Source organism: Micromonospora sp. NPDC049529 (genome assembly GCF_055586685.1).
The window spans coordinates 65445-88292 of sequence record NZ_JBVJHT010000006.1 but is presented as its reverse complement, the minus strand read 5'-3'; the positions used below and the strand labels follow the sequence as shown (position 1 = coordinate 88292).

Sequence of the window (22848 nt, the reverse complement as noted above, 5' to 3'; positions counted from 1 at the left end):
GTTCACCTGCGGCAGGTGGCACCACGGATCGGCTTGGACGGACTGACGTAGAGCCCCTGCCCGTCGGTGGCCTGGATCTCGAAGCAGTACTTGCGCACCGGGTCCACCGGCACGCGGTAGCTGGTGCTGCGATGGGCGAGGATCGTCTTGGTCTGCTCTCCCTCACCGGCGACGATCACGGCGAAGTCGAACGGCTGGCTGCTCCGCCAGGAGAGTTCCACGAAGTTGCCACGGTCGGTCGGGTCGGTCAGCTCCAGCACGACGGCGGGCCCGGTCGGGGTCGGTGTGGTGCTCGGCGCCGCGACCGGTGCGGGCGCCGGCGGCACGTCGAGTTCGGCGGGCCGGTTCACCACGAGCAGCACGGCCAGCACGCCGACCAGCGCGAGCGCGCCCGCTCCGGCGAGCACCGCCGGGCGGCCGATCCACCGGGGCGGTCCCTTGGGTCCGAACACGACGATCGGTTCGCCCCGAGGACGCGGTGCGGGCGGCGACGGTTCGGCCGCCGCTGCCGGGGGAGCCGCGAAATCGTCGAAGTCCGGCTCCGACTCGCCAACGGGCTGTCCGGTGGGCGTGGGGTCCGGCTCATCGACGGGCTGTCCGGTGGGCGCGGGGTCCGGCTTGTCGACGGGTTGCCCGGTGGCCGTGGGGTCCGGCTTGTCGACGGGTTGCCCGGTGGGCGTGGGGTCCGGCGGTTCGGGGGGCGCGAGGGCCGCGTACAGGGCACCCAGTTTGCCGGCGACCGTGGCGGCCTCCGCCGGACGGTTCTCCGGTTCCTTCTCCAGCAGCCCGGTGACCAGCTCCGCGAGCCCCGATGGCAGGTCGGTACGGGGCAGCGGCGGCACCGGGGCGCCGAGCACCCGCAGCAGCCGCTCGCCCTCCTGTTCACCCGGTGCGCCCCGGTGTGGCGGATGACCGGACAGGGCCAGGTAGAGGATCGCGCCGAGACCGTAGAGATCGGAGCGCTCGTCCACCGAACCGTCCCGTACGGTCTCCGGTGCCAGGAAGTCCAGGGTCCGGGCCGGGTCGGCGGGGAACGCGTGGCGCAGCGTGAGCCCGAAGTCCGCCAGCACCGGCTCCCCCGAGGGACGGAAGAGCACATTGCCCGGGGCCATCCCGCCGTGCACGATCCCCACCCCGTGCGCCGCCGCCAGCGCCTCCGCGAGTGCGGTGCCCAGCGCGAGCGTGTCCGGCACCGACAGCGGCCCGAACGAGGCGAGCAGTTCCGGCAGCGACTGGGTGCAGAGTTCCATCCGTAGGGCCAGCCGGCCGTCCCCGAGCTCCTCCACCCGGTCGGCGACGAGGATCGGCGCCTGCGTCCGCAGCGCGGACAGCCGGCGCAGTTCGGCCTCCAGTTTCGCCCGGGTGCGCCGGTCGAGCCGGCCGGGAAGCACCTTCAGCGCGACCGCCGCACCGGTCGGGGTGTGTACGCCCGCCAGCACGGTCGTCACCGGACCGTCGCCCAGCGGAACCAGCTCGCCGTATTCCCGCTCGGTCGTCATGGTGTCGCTCATCCTCGTGCTCTCACGTCGGCTCCGCGCCTGAAGTCTGTCATCCCGGGACGGTGCGGTGCAGGGGCCGAGCCGGGCAATGCCGGGGTCCGGCACGTCGATGCGATGGCCGCACGCGATGGCCGCACGCGATGGCCGCACGGGATGGCCGGAGGTGATGGCCGCTAGCTGCCGCGCCCCTTCTGCCGCCCGGCCGGTTGCCCCATCGTAGGAACACGGGCCACGAGGCGGTGCGGGGCGGCAGGTTGCTGCCGCGGACCCGATCGGAGACGGGAAACGATGACGACCACGGGTGTGGTGCGGGTGACCATCGCCGCGCCACTGCGCCGGATCGACCTGGCGTTGCCGGAGCGCGCGCCGGTCGCCGAGATGCTGCCGGGGCTGCTCCGGCACGCGGGTGAGAACCTCGGCGACGAGGGGGTGGCCGCCGGTGGCTGGGTGTTGCGCCGCACCGACGGCACGGCCGTCGAGGGGTCCCGGACGCTCGGTTCGCAGCAGGTCCGCGACGGTGAGGTGCTGCACCTGGTACCCCGCCGGATGCAGTGGCCCGAGTTGGAGTACGACGACCTGGTCGACGCGATCGCCGGGGGCGCCGGACGTACCGGGCGGTTGTGGGGACCGCGGCACACCCGGCTCGCGGGGCTGACGACGGCGGTGGTCGCGGTGCTGCTCGCGCTCGTCGCGCTGCTGCGCGCCGGACCGCCGTGGCCGGCGCCGGGGTGGGCGGCTCTCGCTCTCGCGGTGGTCCTGCTGCTCGCCGGTACGGCGACCGCCCGCGCCCTCGGCGACGCCGGAACCGGAGCGGTGCTCGCGGCGTCGGCGCTGCCGGCCGCGTTCCTGGGCGGCGCACTGGTTCTCGCCGACTCGGCGCTGTTGACCGGTTTCGGCGCCCCGCAGATGGTCGCCGGCTGTGCCGCACTACTGGTGGCGGCGGTCTTCGGCCACCTGGGTGCGGTCGACCGGGCGGCCCTGTTCACCGCCGCCGCCACCGTGGGTCTGCTGGGCGGGCTGGCCGGGTCTGCGGTGAGCACCGGCGTGGTGGACGCGACCGGGGCGTCGGCGGTGCTGGCGGCCACGGTGTTCCTCTTCTCGCCGCTGTTCGGACCGCTGGCGGTACGGCTGGGGCGGGTGCCGATGCCGGTGCTCCCGCGTACGGCCACGGACCTGGTCCGCGACGACCCGCAGCCGCCCCGGCACGCCGTGTACGCGGCGGTGGTGCGTGCCGACAGCCTGCTCACCGGTCTGCTGGCCGGGGCCGCGCTGGCCGTTGGCGTCGCCCAGGTGTTGCTCGCCGGCGCGGGGGGTACCTGGGCGGTGGTCCTGCTCGTGTTGCTCTGCCTGGGGTTCTGTGTCCGGGCCCGGCTGTATCCGGCGATCCGGCAGCGGGTGCCGGTGCTCGGCGCCGGCCTGGCCGGGGCGGCGGCGCTGGCCGCCGGTCCCTTGATGGCCGACCCGGACCGGTTGGTCGGCCTCGTGGTGCCGGTGCTGGCGGGGGCCGGGGCAGTCGCGGTGCTGGTCGGCCTGGTTTACAGCAGACGCGCTCCGACGGCCTTCCTCGGCCGGTACGCCGAACTGCTGGAGGTGGTGCTGGTGCTGGCGTGTGTGCCGGTCGTGTGCGCGGTGCTGGGGCTGTACGGGCTGGTTCGCGGCTGGGGCGGCTGAGATGGCGTCCAAGCGCGACCAGTTGCAGGCCCAGCGGTTCATCGGCCAACGGGTGGTCTCCGCGTTGGTCACCAGGCAGACCGACCCGGAGCAGCCACCGTTTCGCCGCCCGTCGGGGGCGGCCGTCGGCAGCATCGCGATCGCCGTGATCGTGCTCGCCGCCGTGGGCGTCTACGGTGTCATCGTGCCCGGCGGCAACCGGGCCTGGCGGGCCGGTGACGCGGTGATCGTGGTGAAGGAGACCGGAACCCGGTACGTCTACGTCGACGGCCGGCTGCACCCGGTGCTCAACTACGCGTCGGCGCTGCTCGCGCTCGGGCGCAACGCGCAGACCCGTACGGTGTCCCGGGAGTCGTTGCTCGGCGTGCCACGCGGACCCCGGATCGGCATCCCGGACGCACCCGACGCGCTTCCGGGGGCCGACCGGATGCTCGGCGGTGGATGGACCCTCTGTTCCCGACCCGGTGCCGACGAGAGCGGGGCCAGGATCGACGAGTCGGCCCTGCTGGTGGGGACCGAGCCGACCGGCGGTCGTCCGCTGGACGACACGGCGCTGCTGGTCGAGGTGCCGGAGACCGGGGACCAGTACCTGATCTGGCGGGGACATCGGCACCGGATCCGGCAGCCGGACACGGTGACCGTGGGGCTGGCGCTGCGCGCCGAGCCGCGCGCCCGGGTCGGCCCGGCGGTGGTGGACATCCTGCCGGCCGGCGAGGCGATCGCGCCGATCGCGCTGCCGGACGTGGGCAAGCCGTCGAAGGCGGTGCCCCGCCGTCCGGACCTGCGCATCGGGCAGGTGCTGGTGGTGCAGACCTCCGGCGGGGGCGTGCAGCACTACCTCACCGAGGCCGACCGGCTCCGGTTGATCTCGGAACTCCAGTACGACATCCAGTTGGCGTACCGGGAGACGGCCGGGGCGTACCAGGGTGCCGAGCCGGTGGGCGTACCGCTGGGGCTGGTGGCGGCGGCGGAGGCCCGCCAGGAGGCGGGACCGACGGTACCGTCCGGGGCCGCCCCGGCACGTCGTCCGGAGTTCGCCGGTGCCGGCTCCGGGCCGGTGGCGGTGTGTGCGACGTACGACCCCGGCGGTGCGGTGCCCCGGCTACGGGTGGACGCGCGGCTGCCGTCGCCCGACTCGATGGTGGCTACCGGCGCGCGGACCGTGGAGGGACTGCCGTTGGCCGACCGGGTGTACGTGCCGCCGGGACGGGCCGCCCTGGTCGAGGTGATGCCGAGCGACGAGGCGCCGGTGGGCACCCTGGTGCTCGTCACCGACCAGGGGCGGGGATATCCGTTGGCCGGTCGCGAGGTGCCGGCCATCCTCGGCTACGACCGGGTCCACCCGGTACGCCTGCCGGCCGGGCTGGTTACCCGGGTGCCGATGGGCAGTGGCCTGGACCCGGTGACGGCCAGGGCAGCATGACCGAAACCGACCGACGACCGGAGGCACGAGAACGATGAATGACCAAACTGTCGCGGGCGCACCCCGTCCCATCACGGTGACCGTCGCGTCCATCCTGTGGATCGTCCTCGGCGCGCTGACGGCTCTCGCGGCGTCCACCATGGCCCTCCGGGCAGCCGGGAGCGGAACCTCCACCGAACTGATCGCCGCGCTGGCGGTCACCGCTCTCGGGATCTGTCTCTGGTTCCTCGGTGTGCGGCTTCGCCGGGGCAGGGACGTCCGGATCGTGTTGACCGTGCTGGGCCTGGCGTACAGCCTCGCCATCTGGCCCGCGATCTTCGCCGTGCCGGCCGTCGTACTCCAGTACCGGCCGAGCGGCAATCGGTGGCTGGCAATGCGGAGCGACGTTCCCGAGGCGGGCCCGAACGGCGGCGATCTGCGTTGACGTCGCCGTGGTTCGGCAGGGCCGGGCAAGGATTGCTTTGGCGGATCCGAAAGCGCCTACTCCATCGTATCCATCAGCGATTCGATCCCCACGAGCGCCTCCTCGATGTCGTCGGCCGAGGCGGTGGGTAGGGAGTCCAGTTCGTCACGGTCGAGCGCGACGGCATAGATCTGTTCGAGGGTCCACCAGTGTCCCCTGAAGTCGTCTCGCCATTCCGACGGCTCAAGGTCGTTCCACGCGAGGCTGAGTGCGTCCACGAGTTGACCGAGCGTTAGCTCACCCAGGCGGAATCCGGCCAGGCTACGGTTGATCGATTCACGCAGTCGGTGGTGCGGCACACGATCCTCGATCATTGCTTGATTCTCCCGTAATCCACTGTGACGACCCGACCGGTCGCCGTATCGGTGATGACCGTCAGATCGTTGGCCTCACTGTAGTAGGCCGTCGTGCCGGCGACCTTTCCCGGAATCGCCGGTCCCCTGATCGCGTCCTCGACCACCGAGGGAACAATCCCCTGCTCCTGCATCCGGTCCAGCGCGTGCCAGACGTAAACTCGACCACCGATCTCGGTATCGACATTCTGCGGACCCTCGCGAAAGGGCCTACCGCGGAATCCCATCGTCGTCGTGTTCCTATCGGCAGCACCGTCCCGGTCGGAGCCGTCACCGCCGGTGTTCGGGTCCGGGACGTTGCCCCGCGCGTCCGAAGACGACGGTGCGTTCCCCTCGGGATCGGGCGTGGGTACGTCATCGAGGTGGCCGAGCTTCCCCAGGCCCTTGCCGCCCACGGCCAGTTCGGCGGCGGAAACCAGACCACGGCCGATCGCCTCGCCCGGATTACCGTTCTTCCAGTCCTCGACGATCGGATCGGTCACGCTTTTCCAGGCGTCCCTGAATGCACCGCCCGGATCGTCCCGGAACCGCTGCACGATGTCGTCGATGTTGCCGGGGAGTTCGACCAGGCCCTGGGCGGTCTCGACAACCTGCTCGGCAATCCCCTTGAAGACGCCGCCGACGTCCTTGATGGCTTCGACGAGGTTGTAACCGCCCTGGCCCGAGTCCGAGATCCGACCGGCGGCGTCGGCGACGAGCGCGTTGACCTCACCGGCGACCTGTGCCACGAATGCCTGCTGCACCATCTCTCGTGCGCCCGGCAGCAGGAGCCCGGTCCTCGCGAAGGTCGCCAGGTTGGCATGGATCAGTTCCCGGATGCCGGTTTTCACCCGGCCGACCTCCCCGGCGAAGAACTCCGCCCGGTCGGCGAGCATTCCCATGCCTTCGCCGCTGCGGGTGGCCGCGTCGAGGCTGGCCCCGGCCCTGGCCGCGAAGGCCGCCCCGGCCCCGTCCGGCCAGGAGCCGGCCAGTCCGCCGATGTCGTACCGTCCGGCCCGGGTGAACTGCTCGCCGCCGGTGCGCCAGCTGCGGGCGAGGTCGCGCATGGCGACCTCGTCCGGCTCCGGCCACCCGGTCATCGCCTTCACCCGGGGCCAGAGGTCGAAGTCGCTCGACGGCTCGGGAATGGTCATCTCCGCCGCCTCAACCGGGCGGGGTGGAGAACGCGGACGCGCCACGGGCGTCCGCGTCCCGGTAGTCGGCGACGCACCGCTCACCGGCGGCGGCATCGGCGAGGATCGTGGACGGCAGCCGGTCACCCGCCTGCCGCATCGCGGCGCTGAGTTCGGTGTAGACGCTGCGGAACGCCTGACCCAGCAGATCCGCGCCGATGCCGGGCTCGCTGCCGGCTATCGCGGCCCGGCTGTCGCCCCACGCGGTGCCGAGCGTCCGTCCGTTCTCGGCCAGCCCCAGCACGATCGGCAGGACGGCACCTGTGTCCATGTGGGCGAACCCTCCGTTGGGTGCGGTCATGGCCGAGCTCCCTCCCGTCCGCCTCAGCGCGCCCGGCGCCGGTCGGTTACCGGTGCCGGTGCCTGCTCCACCTGCCACAGTTCCTCGTCGAGGAACTCCTCTGCCGCGCGATCCGGCTCGCTGTCGCGGCGGGCGGGCGGTCGCGCCGTCCCGCCGAGAACCGCCGGGGTGCCGGCGAGCGTCGCGGACCGGCCACGCAGCCGTGGCGGTACGCCCGGCACGGCCCGCAACGGGCGATTGCGGTGTCCGCCGTCCCGGTTGTCCGGCGTACCGGCTCTCGGGGTGATGCCGGCGCCGGCCGCACCGCCGAGCGGCGGCATCATCATCGGCGGCATCATCCGGCCCATCCCGGTGCCGGTGGACGTTCCCGCCGTGCCGGGGCCGTTCGCGGCCGGCGGCATCGGCGGCTGCGCGGCCGCGAGCGGCGCGACGCCACCGACCACCTTGCCCGCCCGAGGGATCGCGCCGCCGCCAGCGGCACCACCGGCACCGGCAAGCGGCGGGACACCCGCACCGAACCGGCCCGCCAGGTTCGGTCCGGCAGCGCCGGATCCGAGCGCACCGGTCGGAGGAACCAGTGGTGGCAGGGTCGGCATCGGCGGGGTCGAGACCGGCGGAATGGTCGGCAGATTGCCCGGTGTCAGGCCGACCGGGGCCGGTGTGGTGACGCCGGCCAGTCCGGGTGCGGCGCCGGCCCCGCCCGATCCGGTGGCTCCGCCGACCGCACTGCCCGCCGCGCCGCCCGTGCCCGCCGCGCCGCCCGTGCCCGCCGCGCCGCCCGTGCCCGCCGCGCCGCCCGTGCCCGCCGCGCCGCCCGTGCCCGCTGTGCTGCCCGTGTCGGCGGTGCTGCCCGTGCCGGCTGCCGCTTCGGCGGTTGCCGAGCCGGCCGTCTCGGCCGCCGTTGCCCCGGCGGCGCCGCCGGCCGCGCCGGCACCGGCCGTGCCTGCCTGGGCCGCCGCGGCGCCACCGGCCTGCGGACCGTCCCACGGCGTCCCGTTCGACGCGCCGCCGATCTGCTGTGCGGCCACCGCGAACGCCTGGTCCAACTGCTGGAGCAGCCGGGTTGCCTCCTCTACCAGGACCCGCAATTGCGCGATGATCGCCTCCACCGCCGCGGCCGCCGTCGGCCCGGCGGCCACCTCGCCCAACTGGACGACCAACGCGTCGAACTGCGTCTTCAGCTGGCTGACGCCGTCGAACGTGGTGTCGACCCCGTCCGCGAGCACGGTCAACGTCGGCCCGATGTTCGCCGAGGCCAGCGTCTGCTGCCAGGCTTGGACCGTCACCGAGCTGCGTTGCATGCGCTGCGAGTACAACTCTCCGGCCTCGTCCTGCCACTCGGGTCCGACCTCGCCGGCCCCGCGCCGCAGCAGGTCCCCGGTGTCGCGCAGTCCCACCTCGATCGCGGCCCACCCGACCTGGCTGCGCCGCAGCTGTTCGGCGTGCGGGAGCTGCGCCTGAGCCTGGCCGTACAGCAGGTACATCTGCTCGATCAACTGACCGATGTCCATTCGGTCACCTCCTCACCACCGGTGATGCGGGCGCTCATCGCCCGGATGCTGACTGTGGGGCGGCGGCCTGCGTGATCGCCGTACGCCCGGTTCCGTCGCCGGACACGTAGCCGGCGGCACTGTCCCGCGCGACCGACGCGTACGCCTGGATGCCCTGCTCGACCTCGGTGCAGAAAGCGATGATCTCGTCGGTGACCCGGGTGACCGTCGCGTTGAACTGCTGGCATCCGGGCAGTGGGTCGCCGCAGTCGCTGGCCGTGCCCCGCACCTCGGTGGCCGCGGTCCTGGCGGCGGTGGCGGCCGACGGGTCCAGTTGGTCGGCGAACTGTCGCAGGAAGCCGGTGTTGGCATGAATGGATCCCGACGCGGTGGCCATGTTCCCTCCTGACGAACGAGGTCGTGTCCGGCGAGCCAACCAGAACGTCGGCCCGTGTTGGGTGGTGCGGCAGCTTCCGGCCACCGGCGGGTGGGGACTCCGGCGACGGCGGGGCCGGGCTACTCGGCGGGCGGTAGCCAGGCCAGTTGGAGGAGTTGCGGTGCCTGCCCGCGTACCACCAGCCGTCCCCGGCCGGCCGGTAGCGCCTCGGGTTTGAGACCACCGAGCAGCGGCCCCTCGCCCCGGTCCCCGGAGAGCAGCAGTCCGGGGGATCCGACGTCGCGCAGCCGGGCGAGGAACGGCTCGAACAGGGCCCGTCCGGCCCCGCCCGTACGCCGGGTGACGACCACGTGCAGGCCGAGTTCGCGGCCCTGCGGCAGGTACTCCAGCAGTGGCTGCAACGGGTTGTCCATCGGGCTCGCGACCAGGTCGTAGTCGTCCACCAGGACGAACAGTTCGGGACCACGCCACCAACTGCGCCGGCGGAGCTGTTCCGGCGTGACGTCGGCACCCGGCGCCCGTTCGACCATGCCCCGGGCCGCCTCGGCGACGAGTCGCCGGGTGCTGACCGGGTCGGTACCGTGGCCGAGCAGGTGTTCGGTGGTGATGTCGCCGAGCAGGCTCCGGCGGTGGTCGATCAGCACGATCCGCGCCTGGCTCGGCTGGTAGCTGTCCACGATCCGCCGGGCCAGCACCCGGAGGAAACCGGTCTTGCCGGAGCGGGAGTCGCCGAGCAGCAGGAGGTGCGGGTCGCCGGCGAAGTCCAGCCGCACCGGGGCCAGGTCCTGTTCGCCGATGCCCACGGTGATCCTCGGTCCGCCGTCGACGAACTCGTCGCGGGCCGGCAGGGCGTCGTACGGCACGGTCGACGGCAGCAGGCGTACGTGTGGCGCCGGCTCGCCCGGCCAGGCCGCCGCGATCGCCTCCACCAGCCCGGTCATGGCCTCCCGCAGCCCGCTGTCGGCCTGCACACCGTCGATCCTCGGCAACGCCAGCAGCATCTGGTGCTTCGACCCGGCGACGCCCCGCCCCGGCGCCCCCTGGGGTACGCGTTGCGCGGCGACCCGGTCGACCATGGTGTCGATCGGGTCGCCGAGCCGCAGCTCCACCCGGCTGCCGAACAGGTCCCGGACGGCCGGTCGCAGGTCGAACGGGCGGGCGCAGGCGGTGATCACGTGCACGCCGTAGGCGAGACCACGCGCGGCCAGGTCGCAGACGACCTCCTCCAGGTCCTCGAACTCCTTGCGGAGCGTCTGCCAGCCGTCCACGACCAGGAAGACGTCGCCGTACGGGTCGTCGGGGAACCCGCCCCGGGCGCGGGCCGCACGGTAGGCGGAGATCCCGTCCACGTCGTGCTCGGCGAACCGCCGTTCCCGTTCGGCGAGCACCCCGGCGACCTGGGCCACGGTGCGCCGCACCGCGCCGGTGTTCTGCCGTCCGGCCACCCCGCCGACGTGCGGCAGGCCGCGCAGCGCCGGCAGTGAGCCACCGCCGAAGTCCAGGCAGTAGAACTGCACCTCGCGTGGGGTGTGGGTCAGGGCGAGGCTGGTGACGACGGTACGCAGCGCGGTGCTCTTGCCGCTGCGCGGTCCGCCGACCACCAACAGGTGTCCGGCCTCGGCGGAGAGGTCGAACTCCAGCGGGTCACGTCGCTGCTCCAGCGGCCGGTCGACGATCCCGGCGAGCGCCCGCAGTCGTCCGGCGAGGTCCTGCCGGGTGCTGCGCAGTCCACGCCCCGGCTCGGCGGTGACCGGCCCGAGCAGCAGGTCCAGCGTGGGCGGTTCGGCCAGCGGCGGCAACCAGACCTGGTGGGCCGGGGTGCCCCGGTGGGCGAGCCGGTCGACCAGGATGTCGAGCAGGCTCTCCCCGGTGCCGTCGCCCTCGTCGGTGTCCTCGGCCGCCTCGGTGACCGGAGTCGCTGCGGCGGCGGGTGGGAGGTAACCGGTGGTGTACTCCAGCAGCTCCATGACGCCCTGCCCGGTCGGCTCGGCGTACGCCTCGGGTCGGCGGTGCACCCCGGAGACGTACGCGGAGCGGAACCGGACCAGCGGCTCGGTGCCGTACCTCAGGAAGCCGTGACCCGGGGCGCGGGGCAGCTCGAACGCGTCGGTGACGCCGAGCACGGTACGGCTCTCCATGGCGGAGAAGGTGCGCAACCCGATCCGGTACGACAGGTGTCCGTCCAGCCCGCGCAGCCGGCCCTCCTCCAGGCGCTGGCTGGCCAGCAGCAGGTGTACGTCGAGCGCCCGGCCGACCCGGCCGATCTGGACGAACGTGTCGATGAAGTCCGGTTTCGCGGAGAGCAGTTCGCTGAACTCGTCGCAGACGACCAGCAGGGTGGGTACCTCGGGCAGGGGCGCTCCGGCGGCCCTGGCCCGTTCGTAGTCGCGTACCGACGAGAAGTTGCCGGCGGCCCGGAGCAGTTCCTGGCGTCGGATCAGTTCGCCGGTGAGCGCGTCGGTCATCCGGTCCACCAGCGGCAGTTCGTCGGCGAGGTTGGTGATGACCGCGCTGGTGTGCGGCAGGGCGTCCATCCGGGTGAACGTGGCGCCGCCCTTGAAGTCGATCAGCACGAAGTTCAGCGAGTTCGGCGGGTGCGTCACGGCGAGTGCGAGCACCAGCGTACGGAGCAGTTCGCTCTTGCCGGATCCGGTCGCACCGATGAGCAGCCCGTGCGGCCCCATGCCGTCCTGCGCCGACTCCTTCAGGTCCACCTCGACCGGGGCGCCGTCGGACTGGATGCCGAACATCACCCGCAGCCGGTCGCGGTTGGGCCGTTGCTGCCAGGTCCGTTGCGGGTCGAAGAGGTACGGGTCCCCGAGGTCGAGCAGGTCGGCCAGGCCGAGGTCGCCGCTGAGCGCCGGTTCGCCTCGTCCGGAGCCGGTCAGCCGCAGCGGTGCCAGCTGGCGGGCGAGCGCTTCCGCGCCGACGGCGTCGAGCGAGTCGGCCCGGCCGAGTTCGCTGCTGCCCTCCAGGGTGGAGGCGGTGAGCGTGCCGTCGGTGTCGACGGCGAGCACGACGGTGGCCCGGTCCAGTGACCTGGACGGTACGGTGCTCAGGTCGACGACGGTCACGCCCTCGACCCCACCGCCGGTCATCAGGTGGTCCGACCCGGCCACGCTGCCGCCGTCGAGCACCACGACGAGTTGCGGGCCCGCCGTACGCCGGCCGTCCGGGTCGAACCGGGGGCGGGCGACGAGCAGCTCGTCGAGCATCGCCTCCACGCCCACCACTGTCGGGGCGACCAGCCGCAGTGGGCCGGCCGCGTCGGTGCGATCCGGGTGCAGGGCGTGCGGCAGCCACTTGATCCAGTCCCAGTCCGGCAGTTCGTCCGGGCCGGCGCAGACGGCGACGCGTACGTCGTCCGGGGCGTGCAGGGCGGCGAGCTGGGCGATCATCGCCCGGACCAGCGGCAGCGTACGGGCCCGGTCACCGCGTACGTGCAGTCGGCCGAACCCGGTGAGCGCGACCGCGAGCGGCAGGTCCGGGATGGTGCTGAACGTTTTCAGGAACCGGCGCAGGGCCAGCGCGGAGAGCGGTTCGAGCTGTTCCATCGGCTTGGTCTCGGGCGCGACCAGCGCGGTCGCCGGGCTCTGCGGCCCGACGCCCACCCGGGTCACCGCGAAGTCGGCGTCGTCGGTGCGCCGTTCCCACAGCCGGTAGCTGGCGACCAACGACCAGAGCTGGTCCGGTTCCGGGTGCAGGTACAGCAGCGAGTCCCGTTGCCGCCCGACGCTGCGGGTCAGCCGCAGCCGGTGCTGGGCCAACCGGCGCAGGTAGACGCGCCGGGCGTACCCCATCTCCTGACTGCTCGGGCCGCCGCCGCGCAGGAAGGCGACCAGCACCATGGCCAGCATCGCCACGCCGAACAGCCCGAACACCACCAGCCGCAGGGTGCCGGTGGTGGAGCCGGAGAACATCAGCAACACCGCCGCCATGATCACGAACATCGGCAGGATGGTGAGCACCTGCGTCCACTGCCGACCGGCCGGCGGCGGGATCTCCGGTGGCGCCTCCAGCACGAGTTCACCCGAGGGCATCTCCGGTGCCGGCCGGCGTACCGGCCGTTGCACCACTTTCGTCGCCACCGCGGTCCTCCTCGCTCTCGACGGGTCGATCCTCACCGACGCGACGGCCCGCCGGAGCCGGCTGGCAGGAAGGTGACGAGGGGCCCGCCGGTCCGGTCCGTGGACCTACGTTCGACTCGTTCCCCGTCCGACGGACGGGTCGACCGACAGCTGTCTCGGCGCGAACCGCCGGGCTGGAGAGGAGCGAGGTCATGGCGGCGGATCAGCTTCATGGTGTGACGGAGACGCTCGAACGGGCGGCCGGAATGGCGGGCACCGTCTCGGGCAACATCGAGGGGCACCGGGCGTCCCTGCGGCCGACGGTGGATGCCCTCAAGGGGCAGTGGGAGGGCACCGCGCGGCCGGCGTTCGACGCGGCACACGAGCAGTGGGAGCAGGGCATGACCCGGCTCGTCGCGGCCCTGAACAGCCTGGGGGAGAACACCCGGTTCTCCTCCAACACCTACCTGCAGGCCGACGAGGCCGGACGGGCGAGTGTGAACCAGGCGCAGGGCACGGGCGCCTTCGGCGGGGCGCTACGGGCCTGAGCGGGACGACGGAGGGGAGCAGAGAGATGTTGATCAAGGGTAACTTCGGACAGCTCGACGGTCTGGCCGAGCAGATCGTCGCCACGGTCGGACGGGTGCAGCAGGAGATGGACACCTGGCAGAGCACCTCGGGTGCGACCACGGCCGACTGGATGGACCGCGCGGGCGGGGAGTTCGAGGAGATCAGCCGGGCGTGGCAGCAGGTGTCCGCCGCGCAACAGGCGATGCTCGAAGCGCTGCGGGGCGGCGTCCAGACCGCCAACAACGAGTTGCAGCAGGCACTGGCGTCCTCGGTGGCGCGGGTGGGCAGCACCTCGATCTGACCACCGTCGGGCGGCTTCCCGTCGCCGGCACCGAAGGCGGGGCGTGGGGTGAGGGGGGAACGGCCGACCGGCCGTTCCCCCCTCGGTGGTTCCGGCTCACCGTCCGGGCTGCGGCGAGAACAGGAACACCTCGTCCGGCGGCTCGGTCGAGGCCGGCTGTTCCGGCAGCGGTCGAGCCGGCCGGGCCCGCCAGCGGCCGCGCCGGCCCCGCCCGAGCACCAGGGCGGCGAGCAGGCCCAGGGCGACGGCGACACCGGCCGCACCCAACGACCATCGGGCCGTACGGGCGGTTGCCTCCCAGCGTGCCGCCGCTCGCGCCCGTTCGGGATCCTCCGGCGTCAGGGTCATCGCGGCCAACCCGGCCGGTGCTGCGGTCACCAGCCCGTCGGTGACCGCCCGGTACGGGTTGACCAGGCCGGCACCGTACGCGGGGCTGCCCCGGCCGCCCGGAGCGGGGGTGGCGGTGGCCAGGATCCGTTCGGCGACCTGGTCGGCGGTGAGCGTGGGCCAGGCGGCGCGAACCAGGGCGGCGGTGGCCGACACGAACGGTGTGGCGAAACTGGTGCCCTGCCAGTACTGGTGGCCGCCGGCCCGGGTCGCGCCGAGCACCGCACCGCCCGGCGCGACCAGGTCGACGTGCGGGCCGACCTGCGAAGTCGGCAGCCGGGTGCCGGTCTGGTCCACGGCGCCGACCCCGAGCACCCCCTCGTAACCGGCGGGAAAGAGCGTCCGCTGGGTGGTGCCCTGCTGCCCGTTGCCGGCGCCGGCAACCACGAGCACATCCTTCCCCCGCGCGTACGCGACGGCGTCGCGTACGTACCGGTCGTCGGCGGTGCCGGCCAGCGACAGGTTGATCACCTTGGCGCCCTGGTCGGCGGCGTACCGGATGCCTCGGGCGAGCACCGCCGGATCGATTCCCGCCACCTGTCCGGTGTCGGTGACGTCCCGGTCGGTCACCCGTACCGGCAGGATGCGGGCGTCCGGCGCGAGGCCGGCGAAGCCGGTCCCGTCGACCGGGTCGGCCGCGATGATGCTCGCCACGGCGGTGCCGTGGGAGACGCAGTCGAAGTTGCCGGGCAGGTTCCCGACGAGGTGGAAGTCCCTGCCCCGCAGGACCGTTCCGGGGGCCCTGAGCTGTGGGTGGTCGGCGTCGACACCCGAGTCGACCACGGCCACCAGCACGCCCGCTCCGGTGCTGTGCGGCCAGACGGATCCGGGGTCCAGCATCTGCTGGGCCCACGGCTGTGCGGTCACCGGCGGCCGGGCCGGGTCGGGGTTGTGGCAGGCGCCCGGGGGCGGGGCCGCCGAGGCGCCGGGCGCGGTGATCGCGATGCCCACCACGATCACCGCCGTCGTCAGTACGCTGCCGATTGTTCGCATCATCGGACATCGTCACCGGACACCGGGCGCCGGTGACGACCGCTGACCGTAACCGGCCAGCGGCTCTCCTCCCCGTCGTCAGGGGGTCGGGATACCCTGCCTGCGGGGTCTCGGACGGTGACCGGAGGAGTCGATGCGGGGATGACGGCAGGGCGACCGATGCCGACACAGGACGACGTGCTCGGGTACTTCGACACGCTGTCGAACTGGGGACGGTGGGGCGACGAGGACGAGCGCGGGACGCTGAACCACATCACCGACGACGTCCGGTTGGCGGCGGCGCGGGCGGTGCGCCACGGCAGGAGCGTGTCGTGCGGGTGGGAGGTTGCCGTACCGGCGGACATGGAGCGATCGACCACGACGTGCCCGTGCGCCGCCGACATGCCGGGTGCCGAGAACATGCCGCGCGCCTTCCACGCCGACCGGCGCTGGGGCTTCTCGTCCGAGCGGCTGGGCATCACGTTCCACGGCAACACCCTCACCCACGTCGACTCGCCGTGCCATCTTTTCTGGGACGGCGCGATGTATAACGGGCGGTCGCACTCGTTGGTCGACGCCGCCACGGGATCGGCGTGGGCGGCCGTCACGGCGGCGGCGAACGGGATCATCACGCGTGGTGTCCTGCTGGACGTTGCGGGGGTCCGTGACGTGCCGTGGTTGGAGCCGGGGCAGGGTGTGTTCCCCGAGGATCTTGAGGAGGCCGAGCGTCGTCAGGGTGTGCGGGTGCGATCCGGCGATGCGGTACTCCTGCGGACCGGCTACGGCCGTTTCCGGCACGAAGGCGGTGTGGCCAGTGGTTTCACGCAGGCCGGCTGGCACGCGTCCTGTCTGCCGTGGCTGCATGAGCGCGGCGTCGCGCTGATCGGCGCCGACACCCCCCAGGACGTTCAGCCGTCGGGGTACGACGACGTGTTGATGCCGGTCCACGCGGTGGGTCTCGTCGCGATGGGTCTGTGGCTGCTCGACAACTGCGACCTGGAGGCGTGCGCGGCGACGGCTGTCGAGCTCGGCCAGTGGGACTTCCACCTCACGGTCGCGCCGGTCCGCTTCGCCGGTACGTCCGGCAGCCCGGTCAACCCGATCGCCACGTTCTGACCGAGGTTCACGGGATGGTGCAGGAGGCGGACGGGTCGGCCGGGTTGGCGGCGAGGATGTCCTCGTACACGCCGACCTTGTGGTTGATCAGGTCGAGGGACTGGGTGAGCTGGGCGATCTGGGCGTTGACCCGGTCGCGGTGTTCGAGCATGAGGGCGAGGCGTTCGGTTTCGTTGCCGGTGCCCTGCCGGACCATCTCGGTGTAGCGGCGGATCGTCGGCAGCGGCATGCCGGAGGCGCGCAGGATGATGCAGACCCGCAGCCAGGACACGTCGTACTCGGTGTAGACCCGGCGACCGCCGCCGTCGCGGCGTACGGCCTGTTCGAGGATGCCCTCACGCTCGTAGAAGCGCAGCGCGTGGACGCTCAGGCCGGTGCGCTCGGCGACCTGTCCGATGCTCAGGCCGGGGTGCTCCGTGGGGCGGCTCTCCATCCGGCCAAGGATACGAGCTTGACCTAGAGTCGACTCTAGGTCATAGGTTGCCGACCATGCGTTATCGAATTCTCGGCGGCACCGGCATCGAAGTCAGCGTCCACTGCCTCGGCACCATGATGTTCGGCTCCGTCGGCAACCCCGACCACGACGACAGCATCCGGATCATCCACGCCGCCCTCGACCGGGGGATCAACTTCGTCGACACGGCGGACATGTACTCGATGGGAGAGTCCGAGGAGATCGTCGGCAAGGCCCTGAAGGGCCGGCGGGACGAGGTGGTGCTCGCCACCAAGGTCCACTTCCACATGGGGGAGGGCCGCAACCGGGGCGGAAACTCCCGCCGCTGGATCCTCCGGGAGGTCGAGGAGAGCCTGAAGCGGTTGCAGACGGACTGGATCGACCTCTACCAGATCCACCGCCCCGACCACACCACCGACATCGAGGAGACCCTCTCGGTCCTGGACGACCTGGTACGCCAGGGCAAGATCCGTACGTTCGGCTGTTCGACCTTCCCGGCGGAGGAGATCGTCGAGGCGCACCACGCGGCCGACCGCCGGGCCATCGGACGGTTCCGGACCGAGCAGCCGCCGTACTCGATCCTGGCCCGGGGGATCGAGACGTCCGTGCTCCCGGTGACCCAGCGGTACGGCATGGGTGTGCTGGTTTGGAGCCCGCTCGCCTCCGGTTTCCTCTCCGGCCGCTACCGCCGGGACCAGTCCGTCGACCTGTCGGTCGGTCGTGCCCGGCTCACCCCGGCCCGCTTCGATCCGTCGCTGCCGCTGAACGTGACCAAACTGGAGATCGTCGAACAGCTCGTCGAACTCGCCGAGGGCATCGGCTGCACGCTGCCGGAGCTTGCCCTGGCCTTCACCGTCGCCCACCCCGGCGTCACCTCGACGATCATCGGCCCGCGCACGATGGAACACCTGGAAGCCGCGCTCAAGGGCGCCTCGCTCACCCTGGACGACGCCACCCTGGACCGGATCGACGAGATCGTCCCGCCGGGCACCAACGTCTACCAGCCCGACGGTGCCTGGCGCCCGGTGTCGCTGACCGACCCGGCCCGCCGTCGACGCCCGATCGCCGACCGCGCCGCCGCCTGACCCGGTAACCCTCGCGGCGACCCGAGCACCCATCCATGGTCGGTGTTCGGGTCGCCCGCTGCCGCTGCCGCTGCCGCTGCCGCTGCCGGCGGCCGGCGGCCGTCGCCGGCCAGATGACGCAGAGTTCTCCTACATCAAATTCGGCGTACGTACGCCGCTGGAGATGTACGTCCTCACCGCTTCGTCGGCCGGCGCAACGACGCGTCCAGTGTCCGCAGCAGTTCTCCCGCCCGGCCGCGACCCATTGGGGCGGCTGGGTAACGGGTCAGCACACTCACCACGACCGGGCCGGCCAGACCCCGTGACCGTGCGATGTGGTCAGCGCCGACGGTGCGATCGTCGCCGGCATCGAGTTCGAGGGCGCGAGCGGCGTGGGCGGCCGGTCCGAGGATGTGCAGGACCTGGGTCGCTTTCGCCAGGGGGTGGAGGAAGGCGGCACTGGCTGCGGCAACGGCCGCGCGCGCGGCCTCGCTCGCCGCGGCCTGTCCGACATCGCGGGTCTCCTGGTACGCGCGCTGTGCCGCCCACGCGCTGTCACGGATCGCCTTGGTCCGCCTGGCTCCGTCCGCGAACCCGGCAGCGGCGTCGATCGCGGCTCGGGGGCGTCGATCGTCAGGACGCGTACGTTCGAAGATCGCCAATGCGGGCTCCGCGCAGGCAACCGCGTAGGCCGCGATCCCGCGCAGTTCGGTGATGCTGAGTTCGATCGTCAGACTCTCGTCGGCCACCCGCATACCATCAACGATATCGTTGAACCACCGTGTTGAGACTTTCCAGCGATACTGCCAGGAGAGCGCGGCACAACCCTCAAAATGGTGCCGGCTGACCTCGCGCGGGGCGGTTCAGCGGGTGGCTGTTGCCAACTCCCGCAGCAGGTCGCCGTCGAGCCGCAGCACCTCGATATCGTCCAGACCACGGGCGTGCAGGCGGTCGTAGAACCGCAGCGCCGACTCGTTTTTCCGCAGCACCGGGGATGATCCGGGTCCGCCCATCAACGCGGGCGGGCCGGCGTACGGACGGCGGCGAAGGTGATCTCCGTGCGCACCTTGAAGCCCATCGACTCGTACAGTCGAATGGCGTTGGTGTTGAAGCCGGCGACGTGCAGGAACGGTGTCTCGCCGCGAGCGCGGATCCCGGCCACCAGCGCCTTGATCAGCCGGCTGGCCAGGCCCCGACCGCGATAGCCGGGGTCGGTGCAGACCGCGCTGATCTCGGTCAGGCCGGGCACCCGCAGCCGCTCACCCGCCATCGCGGCGAGCACACCGTCGCGGCGAATGCCCAGGTACGTTCCCAGCTCGATCGTGCGCGGGGCGAACGGCCCCGGCTCGGTACGCGCCACCAGGTCGAGCATCTCCGGTACGTCCTCGGCGGTGAGCCGCACGGCTTCCGTGTCCTCGGCGGCCTCCACCGCGGCGTCGACCAGTTGCAGACCCTCCCCGTGCCACACCACGTCCCAACCGGCGGGCAGGACGAGTCCGACACCGGCCACCGCGACCACGCTCTGCGGCCCGGCCAACTCCGCCAGGTCGGCCCAGGCGCCCTCGTCGGTCCAGTCGGTCACGGCGGCGAACGGTGAGATGTCCGGCTCGAACATCACGGCCCGGCCATGGGCGGTCGCGAAGCGGGCGTGCCGGCCGGTGAGCGAGGACCAGACGGGGTTAGCTGAGATGTCGAGTTCGTCCGGCTTGATGTTCATCGCTGCCACATTTCCCGGTCGGGGTCATCGTCCAACGCGCAAGGCTAGCCGCGCCTGCGCCGTACGACCCCGAGCATGATCAGGCGAAGTGCTGTGAGCCCCACCACGTTGCCGACACCGGCAGTCGTCCGGCTCAAGTTCTGATCAAGTTCCGTCCGGGGCTGCCGGTTTGGAGATCGACGGCTTCTACGGTTGGGTGCCAGTGTCCCGTCCCGCCGGCAAGAGGAAACCCGATGCCCACCGAAACGCCCGAGCCGACCAGAGCGTCCGCGCCGGAGACGCCGACCGGCGTCATCCCGAAGACGACCGCCGAGGCGGGAAGGGCGACAAACCCCAGCGGTACGGCGACCACCGGCGGCGGTACGCAAGGGCCGCACAAGACCCTCACGCACGGCGTGACCTTCGCGATCGGTGTCTCCGGCCGTACCCGGCGCCGGCCGAGGCCCTGACCAGCTTTCGCTGGGTCAGCGATGCCCCCGGCCGGGTCGGCGCGGGGGCGTCGCGTGGGATTGGATCAGCGGACCTTGACCGCGCCGACGAACGCACGCCAGGCGTCCGGCCCGAAGGTCAACGTCCCGCCATCACGGTCCTTGGTGTCCCGGACGAACACCCGTCCGGGTAGGTTGTCGGCCACCTCAACGCAGTCGCCGCCATTGGCGCTGCTGCGGGTGCTCTTACGCCAGTTCGCGCCGCTCAAATCCATTTCTCTGCCACCTTCAATATCAACTCGACCGACTGCTGGTGTGGAAGCGCGTCGCCGTGGATGGACTCCCAGGCTTCTCGCACCAACGACACGTCCTCCGCGCGATTGATGACCTGACCCTTGAGCTGGTTGTCCAGATAGGCGACGTCCTCCCCGCCCGGCAGGGTAGCGAGAACGAAGGCCCCGTTCAGTCCAAGGTACGCCCCGACCGATGAGGGCACGACATGTAGATGCACTCGGGGTCGTTCGGCCATCTTGGCAAGGTGAAGCAGTTGCTCGTGCATGACCTGCGCGTTGCCGATTGGGCGTTCAAGCACGGATTGATCGAGCACTGCCGTGAACTGTGGTGGCTTGTCTCGGTTGAGTACGGACTGCCGCGCCAGGCGGCCCACCACCCGCTGCTCGAACTCCTCCTCGGTCAGGACATTACCGCTCATGAACACTGCACGGGCGTATGGCTCGGTTTGAAGCAGCCCCGGCACGACCATGCTTTGGTACGACCGGAGCGCCAGGGCTTCGCGCTCGGCGCTCTCCCACTCCTGCATCCACTGCGGGGAGCCGAGTCGGTTCAGTAGGCGGACGAAGAGGCCGCCGGTGTTGAGCACCTTGTCCGCCAGATTCCAGAATCCGGGCGGTGGCTTGCGTCCACCGGTCTCGACCATCCCGATCGTGGAGGACGAGTAGTTCATCGCCCGCGCCAGATCCTCCTGGGTCATGCCCCGAGCGACTCGCGCGTGACGCAACTCTTCCAGGAGAAATCGCAACCGGTCATCCATCGGATCCCACACCGTCCTCACATCATTCGTCGCGTGTCTCACGCGCGGACCGTCGATTCGATACCAAACCACCGAGAGGCGTAACCGTCCCCGACAGTAGGCGGTTCCACAGCAGAGTGTCACTAGTGGGAACGCCCCGGGTTCGTCGGCAACGAACTCGACCGGGCGTGACTGCGGGGCCGCTCCGGCTTCCCTGGTCAGCGTCCGGGGCGGCCCCTTCCAACGACGAAAGGGAGAGCGATGTCCAACGAGGAACGCGAATCGCAAGTGACGCTCGGTTCGGATACCCCGGTGACCCCCGAAGAGGGGACAACAACCGCAGGCTCCCCGTCGGAGACGGAGAATCGCAAGCAACCCCGCAATCGCGGGAAGTTCGATACCCCGGCGGCAGCCATGCCGTACGAATTCTTTTCGATTGGGGTGTCCGGTCGGATCCGGCAGAACCCGACCGCCTGATGGACGAGTTGCCAATCGGGCGTCGGGTCGCCTACTGGCGCGGCCAGCGGAAGATGTCGCAGCAGGTGTTCGCCGATCGGATCGGCAGGTCGAAGAGCTGGGTCGACAAGATCGAACGGGGAGACCGCCGGCTGGACAAGTTCTCGTTGCTCTACCAGATCGCCGTTGTGCTCCAGATCGACGTGGCGATGCTGCTCAACCGGGACCTGGACCCGGCGCCGACCCCGCCGGGCAGCTACGACCAGCGGGAACTGGACGACCTCCGGCAGGCGTTGGAGCGGTCCGCGCCGGTTGCCGCCCTCGGCCGGGCGCCGGTGACGCCGCTGGCCGAGTTGAGCCAGTCGGTCAACCACGCCTGGCTCACCTACCAGTACGCCCGCTACGGCGTGCTGGTCCGTGGCTTGCCGGGACTGTTGCGCGACGCCCGGGCGGCGGACGCGTACCACCGGGGTGACGCCGGTCGGCAGGCGGCGAGCCTGCATGGGCAGGTCCTCCAGATCGCCTCCTCGGCGTTGCGCAAGTTCGGCGAGTCCGAGTTGGCGCGGCTGGCCGCCGACCGGGCGATCGGGACCGCCGTACGCGCCGAGGACGATCTGCTCGCCGCCATCGCGACCAGCAGGATGGCCAACGCCCTGCTGGCGATGGGTCGGGCCCGTCCGGCGTTCGAGACGAACATGGTGATGGTGCAGCGGCTCGCGCCGACCGGCGCGGCCAGCGCCGACCCGGCCCGACTCTCGGTGTACGGGTCACTGCTGCTCCAGGCCGCGATGGCGGCGGCCCGGCTCGGCGACAACGCGGGCGTCAACGAGCTGTTCCGGGAGGCCGACGAGGCGGCGAGGTTGCTCGGCGAGGACCGGAACGAGTACTGGACCAGCTTCGGCCCGACCAACGTGGATCTGCACCGGGCGGCGGCGGCGGTGGAGCTCGGCGAGGGGCGGCAGGCGATCGCCATCCACGAGAAGCAACTCAACCACCGGGCGCTCGCCGCCCTGCTGCCGGAGCGCCGGGCTCATCACCTGCTCGATCTCGCCCGTGGTTACCTGCTGGTCGGGGAGACCGGCTCCGCCGGTGACGCGCTGGTCGAGGCGGACCGGGTCGCGCCGTGGGAGATCCGGGGTCGCCCGGTCGCGCACGAGCTGATGGCGGACATCCTGCGGCGTACGAAGGGTGCGGCCCCCACGTTGGTCACCGACCTGGCGACGCAGATGGGGGCGCGGGTGTGACCGACGCGGACGAGGACGACCTGGTGGCCCCGCACCGGCCCGGTGCGGACTGGCTCTGCCGTGACGACGGGGGACCGTGGCCGTGCCCGGTCTTCCGGCGCCGGATGTTGGTGCTCTACCAGGAGGACCGGGACCGGCTGGTGACGTTCATGGTGCACTTCCGTGACCGGGCCGCCCCGGTCCTGCCGGAGCTGACCGCCGAGCAGGTGGAGGGCCGGTTCGTTGGCTGGACCAACGACCCGCCGATCCGCCGCCGGCTCAGATCGATCTGAC

Annotated in this window: 25 protein-coding genes; 11 read left to right on the top strand and 14 right to left on the bottom strand. The window is 71.9% G+C overall.

Features of this window, described 5'->3' with window-relative positions:
- Positions 1-2: 2 nt before the first annotated feature.
- Positions 3-1511, bottom strand: coding sequence for a serine/threonine protein kinase (locus ACZ6QQ_RS11865; protein WP_465875958.1), 1509 nt, complete (start codon positions 1509-1511; stop codon positions 3-5).
- 276 nt (positions 1512-1787) lie between these two features.
- On the opposite strand from ACZ6QQ_RS11865, the gene eccD reads away from it, so the two are divergent.
- The 3 genes from eccD to ACZ6QQ_RS11850 are packed head-to-tail and all read left to right on the top strand — an operon-like array spanning position 1788 to position 5017.
- Positions 1788-3170, top strand: a complete 1383-nt coding sequence (gene eccD / locus ACZ6QQ_RS11860) for a type VII secretion integral membrane protein EccD (RefSeq protein WP_465875957.1) — start codon at positions 1788-1790, stop codon at positions 3168-3170.
- A 1-nt stretch (position 3171) separates the two neighbouring features.
- The gene (gene eccB, locus ACZ6QQ_RS11855) at positions 3172-4593 is read left to right on the top strand and encodes a type VII secretion protein EccB (protein ID WP_465875956.1); all 1422 of its coding nucleotides are present in this window, start codon (positions 3172-3174) and stop codon (positions 4591-4593) included.
- 34 nt (positions 4594-4627) lie between these two features.
- Positions 4628-5017 (top strand): hypothetical protein, encoded by a 390-nt coding sequence (locus tag ACZ6QQ_RS11850; RefSeq protein ID WP_465875955.1) that lies wholly within the window; start codon positions 4628-4630, stop codon positions 5015-5017.
- A 56-nt stretch (positions 5018-5073) separates the two neighbouring features.
- Here the strand turns inward: ACZ6QQ_RS11850 and ACZ6QQ_RS11845 are convergent, their stop codons facing one another.
- From ACZ6QQ_RS11845 to eccCa, 6 genes are all read right to left on the bottom strand, one after another.
- Positions 5074-5370, bottom strand: coding sequence for a hypothetical protein (locus tag ACZ6QQ_RS11845; protein WP_465875954.1), 297 nt, complete (start codon positions 5368-5370; stop codon positions 5074-5076).
- Complete coding sequence (locus ACZ6QQ_RS11840) at positions 5367-6542, bottom strand: WXG100-like domain-containing protein (protein WP_465876278.1); 1176 nt, start codon at positions 6540-6542, stop codon at positions 5367-5369. Before ACZ6QQ_RS11840 ends, ACZ6QQ_RS11845 begins: the two co-directional genes overlap by 4 nt.
- 10 nt (positions 6543-6552) lie before the next feature.
- Positions 6553-6882, bottom strand: a complete 330-nt coding sequence (locus ACZ6QQ_RS11835) for a hypothetical protein (RefSeq protein ID WP_465875953.1) — start codon at positions 6880-6882, stop codon at positions 6553-6555.
- A 23-nt stretch (positions 6883-6905) separates the two neighbouring features.
- Positions 6906-8393 (bottom strand): hypothetical protein, encoded by a 1488-nt coding sequence (locus ACZ6QQ_RS11830; RefSeq protein WP_465875952.1) that lies wholly within the window; start codon positions 8391-8393, stop codon positions 6906-6908.
- A gap of 34 nt (positions 8394-8427) precedes the next feature.
- Entirely contained in the window at positions 8428-8769 is a 342-nt protein-coding gene (locus ACZ6QQ_RS11825) for a hypothetical protein (RefSeq protein ID WP_465875951.1), read from the bottom strand.
- Between the two features lie 119 nt (positions 8770-8888).
- Entirely contained in the window at positions 8889-12857 is a 3969-nt protein-coding gene (gene eccCa / locus ACZ6QQ_RS11820; RefSeq protein ID WP_465875950.1) for a type VII secretion protein EccCa, read from the bottom strand.
- 191 nt (positions 12858-13048) lie between these two features.
- On the opposite strand from eccCa, the gene ACZ6QQ_RS11815 reads away from it, so the two are divergent.
- Together ACZ6QQ_RS11815 and ACZ6QQ_RS11810 are read left to right on the top strand one after the other, a co-directional pair.
- Entirely contained in the window at positions 13049-13384 is a 336-nt protein-coding gene (locus ACZ6QQ_RS11815; protein ID WP_465875949.1) for a WXG100 family type VII secretion target, read from the top strand.
- Between the two features lie 26 nt (positions 13385-13410).
- Complete coding sequence (locus ACZ6QQ_RS11810; protein ID WP_465875948.1) at positions 13411-13707, top strand: WXG100 family type VII secretion target; 297 nt, start codon at positions 13411-13413, stop codon at positions 13705-13707.
- Between the two features lie 96 nt (positions 13708-13803).
- Here ACZ6QQ_RS11810 and mycP read toward each other — a convergent pair whose 3' ends face one another.
- The gene (mycP, locus tag ACZ6QQ_RS11805) at positions 13804-15090 is read right to left on the bottom strand and encodes a type VII secretion-associated serine protease mycosin (RefSeq protein ID WP_465875947.1); all 1287 of its coding nucleotides are present in this window, start codon (positions 15088-15090) and stop codon (positions 13804-13806) included.
- A gap of 156 nt (positions 15091-15246) precedes the next feature.
- On the opposite strand from mycP, the gene ACZ6QQ_RS11800 reads away from it, so the two are divergent.
- A complete protein-coding gene (locus tag ACZ6QQ_RS11800; RefSeq protein ID WP_465875946.1) occupies positions 15247-16182 on the top strand; it encodes a cyclase family protein in 936 nt (311 codons plus the stop codon).
- A gap of 7 nt (positions 16183-16189) precedes the next feature.
- On the opposite strand, the gene ACZ6QQ_RS11795 is transcribed toward ACZ6QQ_RS11800, so the two are convergent.
- A complete protein-coding gene (locus ACZ6QQ_RS11795; protein WP_465875945.1) occupies positions 16190-16615 on the bottom strand; it encodes a MerR family transcriptional regulator in 426 nt (141 codons plus the stop codon).
- Between the two features lie 56 nt (positions 16616-16671).
- Between ACZ6QQ_RS11795 and ACZ6QQ_RS11790 the strand changes: the two genes are divergently transcribed.
- The gene (locus ACZ6QQ_RS11790; protein WP_465875944.1) at positions 16672-17721 is read left to right on the top strand and encodes an aldo/keto reductase; all 1050 of its coding nucleotides are present in this window, start codon (positions 16672-16674) and stop codon (positions 17719-17721) included.
- Between the two features lie 173 nt (positions 17722-17894).
- On the opposite strand, the gene ACZ6QQ_RS11785 is transcribed toward ACZ6QQ_RS11790, so the two are convergent.
- The 3 genes from ACZ6QQ_RS11785 to ACZ6QQ_RS11775 all read right to left on the bottom strand — a co-directional run bounded on the left by ACZ6QQ_RS11785 (position 17895) and on the right by ACZ6QQ_RS11775 (position 19417).
- Entirely contained in the window at positions 17895-18455 is a 561-nt protein-coding gene (locus ACZ6QQ_RS11785; RefSeq protein WP_465875943.1) for a putative immunity protein, read from the bottom strand.
- Between the two features lie 108 nt (positions 18456-18563).
- Positions 18564-18689: a hypothetical protein gene (locus ACZ6QQ_RS11780; RefSeq protein ID WP_465875942.1), complete on the bottom strand. Its 126-nt coding sequence runs from the start codon at positions 18687-18689 to the stop codon at positions 18564-18566.
- Between the two features lie 23 nt (positions 18690-18712).
- Positions 18713-19417, bottom strand: coding sequence for a GNAT family N-acetyltransferase (locus tag ACZ6QQ_RS11775; protein ID WP_465875941.1), 705 nt, complete (start codon positions 19415-19417; stop codon positions 18713-18715).
- 233 nt (positions 19418-19650) lie between these two features.
- Between ACZ6QQ_RS11775 and ACZ6QQ_RS11770 the strand changes: the two genes are divergently transcribed.
- On the top strand, positions 19651-19866 hold the full coding sequence (locus tag ACZ6QQ_RS11770) for a hypothetical protein (RefSeq protein ID WP_465875940.1): 216 nt from the start codon (positions 19651-19653) through the stop codon (positions 19864-19866).
- Between the two features lie 65 nt (positions 19867-19931).
- Here the strand turns inward: ACZ6QQ_RS11770 and ACZ6QQ_RS11765 are convergent, their stop codons facing one another.
- The gene (locus ACZ6QQ_RS11765; RefSeq protein ID WP_465875939.1) at positions 19932-20120 is read right to left on the bottom strand and encodes a DUF397 domain-containing protein; all 189 of its coding nucleotides are present in this window, start codon (positions 20118-20120) and stop codon (positions 19932-19934) included.
- Positions 20111-20896 carry a helix-turn-helix domain-containing protein gene (locus ACZ6QQ_RS11760; protein ID WP_465875938.1) on the bottom strand — a complete coding sequence of 262 codons (786 nt, stop codon included), beginning with the start codon at positions 20894-20896 and terminating at the stop codon, positions 20111-20113. The genes ACZ6QQ_RS11765 and ACZ6QQ_RS11760 overlap by 10 nt, the downstream gene beginning before the upstream one ends.
- A 240-nt stretch (positions 20897-21136) precedes the next feature.
- Between ACZ6QQ_RS11760 and ACZ6QQ_RS11755 the strand changes: the two genes are divergently transcribed.
- The 3 genes from ACZ6QQ_RS11755 to ACZ6QQ_RS11745 are packed head-to-tail and all read left to right on the top strand — an operon-like array spanning position 21137 to position 22847.
- On the top strand, positions 21137-21352 hold the full coding sequence (locus ACZ6QQ_RS11755) for a hypothetical protein (protein WP_465875937.1): 216 nt from the start codon (positions 21137-21139) through the stop codon (positions 21350-21352).
- Positions 21352-22575, top strand: coding sequence for a helix-turn-helix domain-containing protein (locus ACZ6QQ_RS11750; RefSeq protein WP_465875936.1), 1224 nt, complete (start codon positions 21352-21354; stop codon positions 22573-22575). The genes ACZ6QQ_RS11755 and ACZ6QQ_RS11750 overlap by 1 nt, the downstream gene beginning before the upstream one ends.
- Positions 22572-22847 (top strand): hypothetical protein, encoded by a 276-nt coding sequence (locus ACZ6QQ_RS11745; protein WP_465875935.1) that lies wholly within the window; start codon positions 22572-22574, stop codon positions 22845-22847. Before ACZ6QQ_RS11750 ends, ACZ6QQ_RS11745 begins: the two co-directional genes overlap by 4 nt.
- Position 22848 lies beyond the last annotated feature (1 nt).

Excerpts from the sequence above, each read along its gene's own strand:
- ACZ6QQ_RS11815 (WP_465875949.1), top strand. The coding sequence starts at position 13,049 with ATGGCGGCGGATCAGCTTCATGGTGTGACGGAGACGCTCGAACGGGCG.
- ACZ6QQ_RS11775 (WP_465875941.1), bottom strand. The coding sequence starts at position 19,417 with ATGAACATCAAGCCGGACGAACTCGACATCTCAGCTAACCCCGTCTGG.
- ACZ6QQ_RS11810 (WP_465875948.1), top strand. The coding sequence starts at position 13,411 with ATGTTGATCAAGGGTAACTTCGGACAGCTCGACGGTCTGGCCGAGCAG.
- ACZ6QQ_RS11785 (WP_465875943.1), bottom strand. The coding sequence starts at position 18,455 with ATGCGGGTGGCCGACGAGAGTCTGACGATCGAACTCAGCATCACCGAA.
- ACZ6QQ_RS11800 (WP_465875946.1), top strand. The coding sequence starts at position 15,247 with ATGCCGACACAGGACGACGTGCTCGGGTACTTCGACACGCTGTCGAAC.
- ACZ6QQ_RS11770 (WP_465875940.1), top strand. The coding sequence starts at position 19,651 with ATGCCCACCGAAACGCCCGAGCCGACCAGAGCGTCCGCGCCGGAGACG.
- ACZ6QQ_RS11765 (WP_465875939.1), bottom strand. The coding sequence starts at position 20,120 with ATGGATTTGAGCGGCGCGAACTGGCGTAAGAGCACCCGCAGCAGCGCC.
- eccD (WP_465875957.1), top strand. The coding sequence starts at position 1,788 with ATGACGACCACGGGTGTGGTGCGGGTGACCATCGCCGCGCCACTGCGC.
- ACZ6QQ_RS11750 (WP_465875936.1), top strand. The coding sequence starts at position 21,352 with ATGGACGAGTTGCCAATCGGGCGTCGGGTCGCCTACTGGCGCGGCCAG.
- ACZ6QQ_RS11845 (WP_465875954.1), bottom strand. The coding sequence starts at position 5,370 with ATGATCGAGGATCGTGTGCCGCACCACCGACTGCGTGAATCGATCAAC.
- ACZ6QQ_RS11755 (WP_465875937.1), top strand. The coding sequence starts at position 21,137 with ATGTCCAACGAGGAACGCGAATCGCAAGTGACGCTCGGTTCGGATACC.
- eccB (WP_465875956.1), top strand. The coding sequence starts at position 3,172 with ATGGCGTCCAAGCGCGACCAGTTGCAGGCCCAGCGGTTCATCGGCCAA.
- ACZ6QQ_RS11825 (WP_465875951.1), bottom strand. The coding sequence starts at position 8,769 with ATGGCCACCGCGTCGGGATCCATTCATGCCAACACCGGCTTCCTGCGA.
- mycP (WP_465875947.1), bottom strand. The coding sequence starts at position 15,090 with ATGATGCGAACAATCGGCAGCGTACTGACGACGGCGGTGATCGTGGTG.
- ACZ6QQ_RS11865 (WP_465875958.1), bottom strand. The coding sequence starts at position 1,511 with ATGAGCGACACCATGACGACCGAGCGGGAATACGGCGAGCTGGTTCCG.
- ACZ6QQ_RS11790 (WP_465875944.1), top strand. The coding sequence starts at position 16,672 with ATGCGTTATCGAATTCTCGGCGGCACCGGCATCGAAGTCAGCGTCCAC.
- ACZ6QQ_RS11835 (WP_465875953.1), bottom strand. The coding sequence starts at position 6,882 with ATGACCGCACCCAACGGAGGGTTCGCCCACATGGACACAGGTGCCGTC.
- ACZ6QQ_RS11850 (WP_465875955.1), top strand. The coding sequence starts at position 4,628 with ATGAATGACCAAACTGTCGCGGGCGCACCCCGTCCCATCACGGTGACC.
- ACZ6QQ_RS11760 (WP_465875938.1), bottom strand. The coding sequence starts at position 20,896 with ATGGATGACCGGTTGCGATTTCTCCTGGAAGAGTTGCGTCACGCGCGA.
- ACZ6QQ_RS11830 (WP_465875952.1), bottom strand. The coding sequence starts at position 8,393 with ATGGACATCGGTCAGTTGATCGAGCAGATGTACCTGCTGTACGGCCAG.
- ACZ6QQ_RS11840 (WP_465876278.1), bottom strand. The coding sequence starts at position 6,542 with ATGACCATTCCCGAGCCGTCGAGCGACTTCGACCTCTGGCCCCGGGTG.
- ACZ6QQ_RS11795 (WP_465875945.1), bottom strand. The coding sequence starts at position 16,615 with ATGGAGAGCCGCCCCACGGAGCACCCCGGCCTGAGCATCGGACAGGTC.